At 70.0% G+C, this 10,819-nt stretch carries 12 protein-coding genes and 1 pseudogene; 4 read left to right on the forward strand and 9 right to left on the reverse strand.

Annotated elements, in window-relative coordinates:
* Window positions 1-318: hypothetical protein (locus CAP_RS42590; protein WP_044252292.1), on the reverse strand; the 318-nt coding region annotated here is incomplete at its 3' end.
* A gap of 16 nt (window positions 319-334) precedes the next feature.
* The gene (locus tag CAP_RS42595) at window positions 335-1,123 is read right to left on the reverse strand and encodes a VTT domain-containing protein (RefSeq protein ID WP_081865842.1); all 789 of its coding nucleotides are present in this window, start codon (window positions 1,121-1,123) and stop codon (window positions 335-337) included.
* A gap of 223 nt (window positions 1,124-1,346) precedes the next feature.
* Between CAP_RS42595 and CAP_RS42600 the strand changes: the two genes are divergently transcribed.
* The gene (locus tag CAP_RS42600) at window positions 1,347-1,811 is read left to right on the forward strand and encodes a hypothetical protein (RefSeq protein WP_044252295.1); all 465 of its coding nucleotides are present in this window, start codon (window positions 1,347-1,349) and stop codon (window positions 1,809-1,811) included.
* Window positions 1,812-1,890: 79 nt separating this feature from the next.
* On the opposite strand, the gene CAP_RS42605 is transcribed toward CAP_RS42600, so the two are convergent.
* Entirely contained in the window at window positions 1,891-2,796 is a 906-nt protein-coding gene (locus tag CAP_RS42605) for an ATP-grasp domain-containing protein (RefSeq protein WP_052376920.1), read from the reverse strand.
* 14 nt (window positions 2,797-2,810) lie between these two features.
* Window positions 2,811-3,182 (reverse strand): hypothetical protein, encoded by a 372-nt coding sequence (locus tag CAP_RS42610; RefSeq protein ID WP_044252298.1) that lies wholly within the window; start codon window positions 3,180-3,182, stop codon window positions 2,811-2,813.
* A 239-nt stretch (window positions 3,183-3,421) separates the two neighbouring features.
* On the opposite strand from CAP_RS42610, the gene CAP_RS42615 reads away from it, so the two are divergent.
* Window positions 3,422-4,147, forward strand: coding sequence for a hypothetical protein (locus CAP_RS42615; RefSeq protein ID WP_044252300.1), 726 nt, complete (start codon window positions 3,422-3,424; stop codon window positions 4,145-4,147).
* A gap of 143 nt (window positions 4,148-4,290) precedes the next feature.
* Here the strand turns inward: CAP_RS42615 and CAP_RS42620 are convergent, their stop codons facing one another.
* On the reverse strand, window positions 4,291-4,758 hold the full coding sequence (locus tag CAP_RS42620) for a nuclear transport factor 2 family protein (RefSeq protein ID WP_044252303.1): 468 nt from the start codon (window positions 4,756-4,758) through the stop codon (window positions 4,291-4,293).
* Window positions 4,759-5,196: 438 nt separating this feature from the next.
* On the opposite strand from CAP_RS42620, the gene CAP_RS42625 reads away from it, so the two are divergent.
* Window positions 5,197-5,931 (forward strand): hypothetical protein, encoded by a 735-nt coding sequence (locus tag CAP_RS42625; RefSeq protein ID WP_052376921.1) that lies wholly within the window; start codon window positions 5,197-5,199, stop codon window positions 5,929-5,931.
* Between the two features lie 52 nt (window positions 5,932-5,983).
* Here CAP_RS42625 and CAP_RS42630 read toward each other — a convergent pair whose 3' ends face one another.
* From CAP_RS42630 to CAP_RS42640, 3 genes are all read right to left on the reverse strand, one after another.
* Window positions 5,984-6,553 carry a nuclear transport factor 2 family protein gene (locus CAP_RS42630; RefSeq protein WP_044252306.1) on the reverse strand — a complete coding sequence of 190 codons (570 nt, stop codon included), beginning with the start codon at window positions 6,551-6,553 and terminating at the stop codon, window positions 5,984-5,986.
* 295 nt (window positions 6,554-6,848) lie between these two features.
* A complete protein-coding gene (locus tag CAP_RS42635; RefSeq protein ID WP_044252308.1) occupies window positions 6,849-7,283 on the reverse strand; it encodes a nuclear transport factor 2 family protein in 435 nt (144 codons plus the stop codon).
* A 156-nt stretch (window positions 7,284-7,439) separates the two neighbouring features.
* Window positions 7,440-8,966 (reverse strand): cryptochrome/DNA photolyase family protein, encoded by a 1,527-nt coding sequence (locus CAP_RS42640; RefSeq protein WP_044252311.1) that lies wholly within the window; start codon window positions 8,964-8,966, stop codon window positions 7,440-7,442.
* Between the two features lie 119 nt (window positions 8,967-9,085).
* Between CAP_RS42640 and CAP_RS42645 the strand changes: the two genes are divergently transcribed.
* Window positions 9,086-9,751, forward strand: a complete 666-nt coding sequence (locus tag CAP_RS42645; protein WP_156041668.1) for a ferritin-like domain-containing protein — start codon at window positions 9,086-9,088, stop codon at window positions 9,749-9,751.
* A 3-nt stretch (window positions 9,752-9,754) separates the two neighbouring features.
* On the opposite strand, the pseudogene CAP_RS53095 reads toward CAP_RS42645, so the two are convergent.
* A pseudogene (locus CAP_RS53095) lies at window positions 9,755-10,819 on the reverse strand (hypothetical protein); the annotation flags it as partial.

Here is a 10,819-nt window from a genome sequence, read left to right on the forward strand (position 1 = left end):
GCCACCCGCGCCACCCGCGCCACCCGCGCCGCCTTGTGGCACCTCCGCGAACCCCTGCGCTGCTGCGATCGCCGTCGCCGCCACGTGGGGGCACGGATCGATCTTCCCCCCGCAGTCGCACGTCCACTCTCCGTCCGCCGGGTACAGCGTCACCGTCGGCGCGATCGCGCCTGAGCGCACCCGCGCCACGATGGTCTCACCGCGGGGGTGCCTGTCGAACACGGCGCCCTCGCGGGCGAGCTTCACTCCCTGCGACCAGATGCCGGGGAGGCAAGCCTTGCGGACCGTGGCGAGAAGCTCGTCGATGGGCGCGGCCAAGCCGTCGGTCCTCGCCTCAGCCGCCCTTCGTCTCCGACCGCGCCGCCTTGTCGGCGGAGGTCGGCTCACCTGCGGCGCCTGCTGCCTGCGCAGCGGCCGCCGCGATGCGCGCCGCGTCCCGCGTCGACGCCGGATCGAGCGGCACCACCCCCGGGACCGGCTGCACCCGCGCCATCCGGTGCCGGATCGCCCCGATGAGCACCGGCATCACCGACACCACGATGATCAGGTACACCACCCGCTCGATCTGCTTCGCGTCGAAGATCTTGCCGAGGAAGTACCCGAGGAAGGTCATCGAGAAGACCCAGAGCACCCCGCCCGTGATGTTGAACATCGCGAAGCGCCGGTACTGCATCTGCCCCACCCCCGCGACCACGGGCGCGAACGTCCGCGCGAACGGCATGAACCGCGCGAGGATGATCGTCTTGCCCCCGTGCTTCTCGTAGAACTGCTGCGTCGCGATCAGGTAGTCCTTGCGAAAGAGCAGCGACTGCTCCCGGGTGAAGATCTTCGGCCCCGCGCGCCGCCCGATGGAGAAGCCCACCGCGTCGCCGACGATGGCCATGAGCATCAGCACGCCGTTCATGAGGAGCAGGTTCTCGAAGGTGCCGAGCTGGAACGGGTTGATCATCCCCGCGTTGACCAGCACCCCCGCCGTGACCAGGAGCGAGTCCCCCGGGAGGAAGAACCCGATGAGGAGCCCCGTCTCGGCGAAGATGATGGTCATCAACACCGGGTAGCCCCCCCAGGTCAGCAGGCCTTCCAGATCTCGCAGCCTGCCGAAAAACTCGCGCAACAGTTCCACGCGCCCCCCTTACTCGAAGCCACGGTCCGCGTCGAATGTCCTGCGCTCTTTCCGGCCCGGAAACCGCGGAATCCCGCCGAGCGCAGCCACGCCGCACACTTGACGTTTCCTGCCTGTCACCGCCCGTCCACCTCCCGCCGTGCCCGTCCTCACGCCACTGCGCGGCACCGGATTTGAAAGGGGAGTGCCCATGAGTGGCCGAGGTGCGGCCAGGAGGAACACCATGGCAGCGACTGCGAAGAAGCTGGAACACCCCCCTCAAACCCCGATCCCGCCGGGCTCACCCAGCAATGACGTCAACTTCTCGCAGGAGCCGGGAGATCCCTTGCCCCGCCTGGTGCAGGGCGAGGCCGCGCGCCGCGCCGCCCGGGCGCTCCGGCCCGAGGAGTACCTCGACGAGCCCGAGCTCACCGCCGAGACCCAGCGCGGCGACGCGGGGCACAAGGTCGACACCCGCCTCGAAGGCCTCTCCGGCATGGGCGCGACCTTCGGCGCGATCAACGAGGACAACGACCAGCTCGGCCACCTCGATCGCCAGGGGCTGCGCTGGGAGGAGCAAGAGCAGATCGCGCACTCCCTCCGGAACGCGATCGAGAAGGAAGCAACCGCCTCCACGGAAGAGCGCCTGCGCAACCCTCACGACGAGGTGACGCGCCGGCACCGGATCAGCCGCGGCACGCAAGGTTGAGCCCTCGCCTCTGCAAGCTGGTCGCTCGTCGAGGTGGTCGAGCCGCGCTCTGCGAACCGTCAGGCGTGCTCGGGGCAGGCTACCTCGGCGTCTCACACGGGGCGCCGCGGAGCGCCTCGTAGAACGCCGCGACGCTCCCCCCATCGGGCACCCCGGCCGTCCCGCCGTCATTGATCTCGATGACGGCCCAGCCCCCGACCTCCCGCTCTGCCAGGTCCACCGCGAAGAACGGCAGCTTCACGCCCGCGACGAGCCGCTCCACGTCGTGGATCTCTGGTGGGGCCAGGCCCTCGTAGGACGCGCCGTCGGACCAGTAGGGGGCGTGGTAGACGACCTTGCCCTGCGCGACGAAGAACCTCCACTCGTTGACGAGCGGCATCCGCGACTTCGGGTGCACGCCGACCCGTCGCAGCGCGATGAACTCCCGGAACACCAGGCCGCCGGTGAAGGCGTCGCCCTGCAGCTCCAGGAAGTTGCGGATGACACGGCGTACGTTGTCCTCGTCCGCGACATCGCGAATGAAGCAGGCGTCGTACCAGTCCTGTTTGCGGCTCTTCACGAAGTCCTTGAGAAGGAGCGACGCGCCGCTCCCGAAGGTGTCGACGAGCGCCGCCGGAATGGCCGGCATCAGCGCGTCGAGGTCACCGGCCCGGAACCACACGGACCTCGGCGTGGTCCCGGCGAGGGCCTCGTACCAGCGCGGGAAGTCGCTCGCGTGGCGGTAGTCATCCGCGGTCGTCAGCAGCGCGCCCCCGCGGGCGGCAACGCCCTCCGCGAGCCGCGCGTAGTCGTCGGGCTTCAGCAGCCACCCGCGGTAGAGCGCCGGACCGGGGCCGGCGTTCCAGAGGCGCGCTTCACCGCCCAGGTGCAGCTCCACGTCCACGAAGCCCACCTCGAAGCCGGCGGCCCTGGCGGCTTCCAGCTCTCCCTCGAACGCCGCATCCACGCGCCGCTCGCCAGGCCAGGAAGGAAAGAGGATTCTCATGGTGCTCGGTTCCGTCAGGTGCGCAGGGCGTTGCCCCGTGAGGCGGGCATCCTCGCCGATCTGACGGTCCAGGTCTGCGCCCGATCGCAGCAGGCGATCTTCGGCGGCTCAGGTCTGAACCGGGGCGCGATCGGGTGAGCCTCGGCAGCCCAGGTGCCCTCGGAAGTGCTGCGCATGAGCACCTTGGCGGCCCAGGTGCCCTCGGAAGTGCTGCGCATGAGCACCTTGGCGGCCCAGGTCACCTCGGAAGCCTTGCGCATGAGCACCTTGGCTACCCAGGCGTCCTCGGAAGTGCTGCGCATGAGCACCTTGGCGGCCCAGGCATTCTCAGAAGCCTTGCGCATGAGCACCTTGGCGGCCCAGGCATTCTCGGAAGTGCTGCGCATGAACACCTTGGCGGCCCAGGTGCCTCTCCGCACCCCTGCGCAGGCACGCCCAAGCTCCCAACCTACCCCTGTTCACCCCAGACGGATGGAACGCCGTCCGCCAGATTCATCCTTCCAGGACCGACATCTCCCACCTGGCTGTACAGACAAAACCGTGCTGTGCGATTTTTCGTCCCTTGCGCCTCGGGATCCGTCTGGTACGCCTGGGCTCGGTCACTCCAAACAGGGAGGAACGGAACATGGCGGATAGTTACATCGATTACTTCGAGGTGGATGAGTACGGCACCGGGTTCCTGACGGCGTTAACCCGTCTGGAGGAGGAGGCGGACCTGCTGAATGTCACCGCGCTGCGGGACCTGGTGCAGGGCGCGGTGACCCGGGTGAACCAGGAGCTGCAGAGCGCAGGCATTCAGCGGAGTGACCTGCGGGGGCAGCGGGTGAGCGTCGACGAGGCGGCGGAGCGGGGGCGCAAGGAGATCGAGCGCTTCCACGGATATCTGACCTCGCTCGACGACAGCGCGACGGCCGACAAGGAAGCCTTCTTCCGGGGGATGAAGGTCGGTCTGATGTCGAAGTTCAAGCCCGCCGACGTGAATGCGAAGCTCAATGAGCTGGTGCGGGGCTTCGAGGTGGCCGCCAATGCCACGCTGCCGGAGCGCGCGGCCCGGCTGGCGAGGCTGACCCAGGCCCGCGATACGCTGCACGAGGCGCTCTCGGGCAAGGGGATGTCGTACGCCTTCAAGCTGAAGACCACGGCAAACCTGACGGAGGCGCGGGAGGCGTTCCTGGTCGCCTACAACCAGGTGGCGAAGCCGGTCATCCGGGGGCAGCTCGCGCGCCTGGGGCGCGAGAAGGAGATGCGCGACTTCTTCCCCGACCTGCGGGTGAACGAGGACCGCCGTCCCAGCGGCACCGGCGAGGACGGCGAGGGCACGACGCAGCCCGAGACGCACCTCACGCACTGAGCGAGGGGTGAAGCCTGCCCTGCGCAGCGCGCGTGCGCAGGGCAGGCGGACGTGAGGGAGGCTCGCCCTGCGCAGCCGCGCGGCGCGCGTGCGCAGGGCGAGCAGGGGGTCAGGCGGCGAGGGGGGTCAGGCGGCGAGGGGGGTCAGGCGGCGAGGGGGGTGGGCGTCGAGGTGGGGCCGTGGCCCTGGGCCGGCGGGCTCGCGGGCGGGGCGTCGTAGGCATTGCTGATGGCGCCCAGGTTCTCGACGGCGAGGACGTGGCAGATCTTCTTGCCGCGGAAGGTGAAGACGGTCGCGAACTCGCTGAAGAACACCACGCCATTCTCCTTGATGCGCAGGGTCTCGTCGCCGAGGACCACGACCTTGTCGTCGTTCGCGAGGTAATCGTGAATGTTGACGGCGAGGTGATCGGCGGTGGCAGGCAGATCCCGGAAATAGCCGGCGATGCTCTCTTTGCCGACGAACGGGCCGCTGATCGGCGTGCCCGGTCCGATGGACATCGTGTAGACCGCATCCCTGGTGAGGCTGTCGATCAGCATCTGGGGGCTGCCGGTGCTCATGAACTCCGCGAAGATGGCGCGGATACGGGCGATTTTCTTGGCAGGGGACATACAAGCCTCCTCATGTGATTGTTCGTGGCATTGACCGTACTGGCGAAGGAATCACCAGCCGGTATGGATAGGATACGCCCTGGCCGACGAGAGGGCGAGCGCGCTTCGCGGTGCCGTGTACGATCCTGTGGCGCTGAAACCGCAGTCGGGGCGGTATGCAGCGGATGGACGGCCATGGCATGCCTGGAATGACCAGGGGGCACGGGCGCCGATGTGGGCGCATCGGGTGCAGGGGTCACCCGTCGGAGCGACGTTTCACGGACGACGAAGGCAGTATGCCAGCGTTGCGCGCGTCACCGCCCGCGCCCCAATCGCTTCCACAATTCGGCATTCCGGCGAGGAAGCTCACCTTGAACGGTGGTGCTTTCATGACAGGAATCGGGCTCGAAACCTTCGTGGCCGTCGCCGGTCGGGGGCGTCGCTGGCCATGCATGGGGCATGGCCGGGCGGAACCGCCGGTACTACGTGGAGCAACAGATGCTGCAGACCAGGCTCGTGTTCGTGTCGCTCGCGGTGCTCTCTGCCTCGATCTCCGGGTGTGTGGTGGCGTCGGGCGGCGACGCGTCCTCCGAGGTGGAAGAGGAGGTCGTGGTGGGCGAGGTCGCGGAGGAGAGCACCATCGCCCGGATCAAGATCGGGCTGCAGGTCGCCGACCACGGGCACGACAAGGTGGGCGTCGCAAAGTACACGGGCTGGGTGGACGGCGTGGCGGCGGCTGCCTCTTCTTCCGCGTGGGCGGTCGACACGAACGGGTACGACCCCGACTCGGTCCGGGTCCACCTGGAGGCGGAGACCGCCGACGTGCGCGCAGGGCTGGATGTCCGGGTGTGCATGGAAGCCTCGGACGACAACGCCACGTCGCAGTTCGGCGCGAAGAAGTGCACGCCCTGGTCGAGCGAGTCGGGGGGGTGGTCCGCGGTCGCGACGGACGCGAACGGCTACGATCCGGATGCGTACCGGATCTCGATCGAGACGCGCGCGCTCGTGGTGGGCACCATGACCCGCGACTTTCGCATCGGCGTGCGCGGGTTCGACGACGGGGGGTCGGCGCACGCGGGGCAAGCGCGGTACTCGCCGTGGGCGTCGCAGGGGGGTGGCTGGTCAGGCTGGGCCTCCGACGACAACAGCTACGATCCCGATGGGTTCGCGTTGCACCTCGACGTGAAGCCCTGAGTCAGGAGGGGCTGCCCGGCGCGCGAGGCTCGTGCGCAGGGCGGGCCGAAGCTCAGGCAGCGGCAGGGGTGGGGCTCGAATTCGGACCGCGGGTCGAGCTCGGGCCGCGGGACGAGGTCGGGCCTCGGGTCGAGGTCGGGCCGGGGGGCGAGATCAGGCCGGGGATCGAAATCGGGCCTTGGGTCGAGGTGGGGGCGTGCGCAGGGGGGCTCGCGGGAGGCGCGCCATACACATTGCTCAGGGCGCCCACGTTCTCGATGGACAGGAAGTGGCAGATCTTGTCACCGCGGAAGGTGAACACGGCTGCCCATTCGCTGAAGAACACCACGCCACCCTTCTTGGTGCGCAGGGTCTGGTCGCCGAGCACCACGACCCGGTTGTCGTTCGCGAGGTAGTCGTAGATGTTCAGGCCGAGGTGCTCGATGATGGTGGGCAGGTCCCGGAAGTAGCCGGTGATGCCCTCTCTGCCCACGAAATCACCGCTGACCGGGGTGCCTGGTCCGACGGAGACCTTGTAGACGGCGTCTTCGGTGATGTTGTCGATGAGCACCTGGGGGGTCCCGGTGCGGGCGAACTCCGCGAAGACGGAGCGGAGCAGCGCGATCTTCTCGTCGGGGGTCATGAGATCCTCCTCGTGACGGTTCGGATGTATTGATGTGTCATTGACCGTGCCGGCGAGGAAATCGCCGACCGGTATCAGAAGCATACGCTGCGGGCAGGGAGCGGGCGAGCGCCGTTCGAGTCGTGGCATGCGATCCAATCGCGCTGGAACCCCGGTTCCGGTGAGATCGGGTCGGCACACTCCGCCAGATGCGCGGAATCGTGACCATTTCATCTGGGCACGATGTGGGGAAATGGTGTGTGGCTGTCGCCTCGTCGGAGCCGGGCTTTCGGCGTCGCCGGGAAGCTCGGGAAACTCAGGCGGTGGCGGCGGGGGGGCTCGCGTGCGGGACGCCGAGGGCCTGGCTGAGGGCGCCGAGGTTCTCGATGACGAGGACGTGGGAGATCAGGTCGCCGCGGAAGGTGAACACGGTGGCCCACTCGGTGAAGAAGACGACGCCGCCGACGGTGGTGCGCAGGGTCTCGTCGCCGAGGACGACGGCCTTGTGCTCGTTGGCGAAGAAATCGTGGACGTTGAGGGCGAGGTGCTCGACGCCGGTGTGCATGTCGCGGAAATAGCCGGCGATGCCCTCCTTGCCGACGAACTCGCCACTCAGCGGGGTGCCCGGGCCGATCGACACCTTGTAGACCGCGTCGTCGGTGAGCTGTTCGAGCAAGTGGGTCACGTCGCCGGTGCTGCCGAACGCATGGAACAGCTTGCGCAGCATGGCGATCTTCTCGTCGACGGTCATGGGGCTCCTCCTTCTGGATGCGACTGCCCCCGAGGTTAAGTGTGCGCTGCGAGGATGGCGAGGATGGCGAGGATGGCGAGGATGGCGAGCCCGCTGCGGCCTGTTCCGCGTGCCGAACCCACCCGGACCGGTGGCGGGATGTCTGGTGAGGCACGCTCAGTCGCGCGCGTCGGTGCCGTAACGCTTCAGGTACTCCTTCATGCGGAGCTTTCGCAGGGCGCTCTCGGAGGTCATGTAGCGGATGGTGCCGTAGATGGGGCGCTCGGGGCCCCAGGCGCGGTCGTAGCGGCCGAGGACCCAGAAGATGCCGGAGATGGAGTTGGGGTCGCGGCCGTCGATGGCGAAGCGGTCGTTGAGCTCCAGCATCACGTCGAGGGCTTCCTCGGGGGTCTTCGACCATTCGAGGATCTTCTTGCCCCAGAGCATGCGCAGGTAGTTGTGGATCCTCCCCTCGCGGAGCAGCTCGCGCTGGGAGGCGTTCCACACCGGGTCGTAGGTCGCGGCGGCGGTGAGTTCGGCGCGGGTGTAGAGGCGGGGGCGGGGGTCGCGGGCGTGCTTGTGGAGGGTGTCGAGGGCCCAGCCGGGGAGGGCGTCGTAGCGGTCGTGGTCGCGGCGGAGGGCGGCCATGTTGAAGCCGATCTCGCGCCAGGTGACGAGCTGCTCCAGGAAGGCCTCGGCGGGGGCGCTCATGCCCCAGAAGCCCTCGCGGGCGCCGCTGCGCTCCTTGCCGAGGGCGTCGGGGGTCCAGCCTTCGCGGCGGGCGATGGCGGCGAGGATCTCGTGGGGGGAGAGGTGGCCCCAGTGGAGGTACGGGGAGAGGTGGCTGGTGCCGCCTCTGTCGGGGTCGTTGTGGTCGTCGATGTAGCGGTCGAGGTGGCCGTCGAGGAAGCGGGTGAGGGCGCGCTCGGCGGCGACCTGGCCACCGCGGGTCGGGACGGGGGAGACCGTGTGATCGATGGGGAGGGCGGCGAGGGCGGCGAGGGTGCGGGCGTCGCTTCCGTCGCTGGCGTCACTGGCGTCACTGGTGAGCAACGCCGCGGAGGCGGCGGGCCAGCGCTCGGTGATGGCGCGTGGCAGGGCGCGGAGCCGGGGGAGGGAGGCGGCGCGGGAGGCGCGGTGGAGAGGGTCGGCGACAGGGGTCTCGGCGAGGTGGGGGGCGAGGTTGCGCTGGAGGTAGATGCGGAAGGAGCGGGCGGTGGTGAAGACCCGGTCAGGGGTGTGCACCGGAAGGAGGCCGCTGCCGTCGACGAGCTCCAGGAGGACGTCGAGCTGCCGCGCGGCGGCGGTGACCATGCGCGGGAGGAAGAAGGTGGGTGAGTCGTCGGTGACCACCACAGCGGCGCGGGCGGCGAGGGCAGCGAGCAGGCCTTTGCCATGATCGGGCGATGGCTCGACGTAGGGGTGGTAAAGGACGCCGGCCCTGGCGAAGGCGTGGGCGTTGTCCGACATGCCCTCCAGGGCGAAGCGGTGGAGGCGGTCGCTGGCCCAGCGGTAGCCGACGCGCAGGGCTTCGAGGACGACGAGGGGGCGGTCGAGTTCCCGGGCCCGGTCGAGCGCGCGCTGCAGTCCGAAGCTGTACCGGGTGCGACGGCTGGCGGTCATCCAGTAAAGGACGTGGTCGCCTCCTGGCCGGATGGGGCGGTCGTTGGCGTTGCGGACGCGACTCTCGGGGACACGCTTCAAGGTGGCCCGCGTCTAGCATGGATGGACGGTCGTGGCCCACGCGGAGGGGCGCGAGCCGTTCCGGGGAGGAGCCCGGAGGTCGCGCGTATTCCAGGGTGCGGCGCGAAAGGGACGTGGTCATGAACAAGGTGGTGAGCGGTGGTGCGGAGCGAGAGGTCTCCACCGCCCCGCAGGCCGCGTCTGTGCCGGGATCCACGGCGCGGATGACGCCGGCGCGGGGGATGGCGGCGCCGGTGAGGGTGGCTGGAGAGCGGGTGCGGGAGGGGCATGGGCCCGTGTCGCTGCTCGAGCGGCTGGGGGAGCGGCTGTCCTTCGAGCGGATGAGCGCGCGGATGTACGAGGCGCTCGCCACCAAGCTGGAGCGCTGCGGGACCTTCGAGAGCGGGCCCAGGCGGGAGGACCTGATGGCGATCCGCGAGGAGGAGGTGGGCCACATCGGGATCTTGCGGCACGCCATCGAGAAGCTCGGCGGCGACCCGCGGGAGCTGGGGCGCGCCGCGCGGGTGGTGCGCGTGGCGAATAGCGGGGTGTTCCAGGTGATCGTGAATCCGCGGACGAGCCTCGCGCAGGGGCTGGAGGCGATGCTGATGGTGGAGCGCGCCGACTGCGATGGGTGGCACATGCTCATCGAGATGGCGCGGGCCGTGGGCGAGCACCGGATGTCGGACTCGTTCTACCTGGCCAGCACCGAGGAGGAGCGGCACGTGGAGCTGCTCCGGCGGTGGGTGACCCACCACGCGCTGCAGGACGTGATCGCAGGGGCCGAGGTGCTGGACGCTGCCTGAAGCTCAGCGCGCGGCGGGAGCCGAGCCAGGGGCGCCGCGGCCGAGGATGCGGCGGAAGATGGCCTCGGCGTTGCCGGTGGGGGGGTCGCGCCAGGCGTACTCGGTGGCGGCGCCGCTGGCGATGACGCACTGGAGGGAGACGCGGTAAGCGCCGAGGGCCTCGTCGAGATCGCCCTGGCCTCTGGCGGCAGCGCCGAGGGCGTCGAGGGTGCTGTCGAGGTGCCTGCAGGTGCCGAGCGACGGAGGCAGGGTGAGGGGCGCGAGCGACACGAGAGGCGCGAGGGGGGCGCGCTGGGCGACGTCGACGTGCGCTCCAGAGGCGCCAGGGGTGGCGACCGCGGGCTGGACCTCTGCGGGCTGAACGTCGGCCTGTCGGGCATCGGCGGGGCGTGCCGCGGTCGAGGGTGAAGCGCCCGGCGAGAGGGCGCCCGGGGTGCAGCATCGGGCGCGCAGGGCGGCGAAGGTGGCCATTTCATACCAGTGGAGGAGGGCGTGCTCCTTCATGGCAGTGGTGACCGTGCTGCCACCGCCGCGCACGACTTCTTGTTTCAATCGCGCAGCGCCGCGGCGAGGGTCGACCTCGGCGCACATCCAGCCGAGGGGGGGAGGGGCCTCGGGGCGGAAGGCGTCGGAGGCGAGGTGACGCACGGAGCAGGCGGTGACGTCTTCCGGAGTGGGCTGGGCGAGCGCGGACGCGGTGACCGCGGCGGAGGGGGCGTCCGGAGGCGCGACCGCAGAGGGCAAGGAAGGGTCGCGCGGTGTGGGGGAGAGCGGTGCGGGGGGTGGCCGTGTGAGGGTGGCGGCGAGGTCGGGGGCGCCGGTCAGCGCGGGGATGGAGGCTGGCGAGGTGGCGCTGGTCAGCGGGGCAGGGGGGCTCTGGGCACGCCAGGCGAGCGCGATGGCCACGCCAGCGAGGGGGAGGGCGAGCCAGGCGAGGCGCGCGCGCGAGGGCGGGGTGGAGAGGGGGCCAGAGGGGGTGGGCGCGCCAGAGGAGGTGGGCGCGCCGGAGAGGGTGAGGTGGGGGCCAGAGGGGGTGGGCGCGCCAGAGGGGGTGGTGGCGCCGGAGAG

This window comes from Chondromyces apiculatus DSM 436 (genome assembly GCF_000601485.1).
Classification (GTDB): Bacteria; Myxococcota_A; Polyangia; order Polyangiales; family Polyangiaceae; genus Chondromyces; species Chondromyces apiculatus.

Bases quoted from the DNA above. Each gene is read 5' to 3' on its own strand.
- CAP_RS42600 (WP_044252295.1), top strand. From the start codon at position 1,347: ATGGCAGCGACTGCGAAGAAGCTGGAACACCCCCCTCAAACCCCGATC.
- CAP_RS42605 (WP_052376920.1), bottom strand. From the start codon at position 2,796: ATGAGAATCCTCTTTCCTTCCTGGCCTGGCGAGCGGCGCGTGGATGCG.
- CAP_RS42610 (WP_044252298.1), bottom strand. From the start codon at position 3,182: ATGCGCAGCACTTCCGAGAATGCCTGGGCCGCCAAGGTGCTCATGCGC.
- CAP_RS42615 (WP_044252300.1), top strand. From the start codon at position 3,422: ATGGCGGATAGTTACATCGATTACTTCGAGGTGGATGAGTACGGCACC.
- CAP_RS42620 (WP_044252303.1), bottom strand. From the start codon at position 4,758: ATGTCCCCTGCCAAGAAAATCGCCCGTATCCGCGCCATCTTCGCGGAG.
- CAP_RS42625 (WP_052376921.1), top strand. From the start codon at position 5,197: ATGGCCGGGCGGAACCGCCGGTACTACGTGGAGCAACAGATGCTGCAG.
- CAP_RS42630 (WP_044252306.1), bottom strand. From the start codon at position 6,553: ATGACCCCCGACGAGAAGATCGCGCTGCTCCGCTCCGTCTTCGCGGAG.
- CAP_RS42635 (WP_044252308.1), bottom strand. From the start codon at position 7,283: ATGACCGTCGACGAGAAGATCGCCATGCTGCGCAAGCTGTTCCATGCG.
- CAP_RS42645 (WP_156041668.1), top strand. From the start codon at position 9,086: ATGAACAAGGTGGTGAGCGGTGGTGCGGAGCGAGAGGTCTCCACCGCC.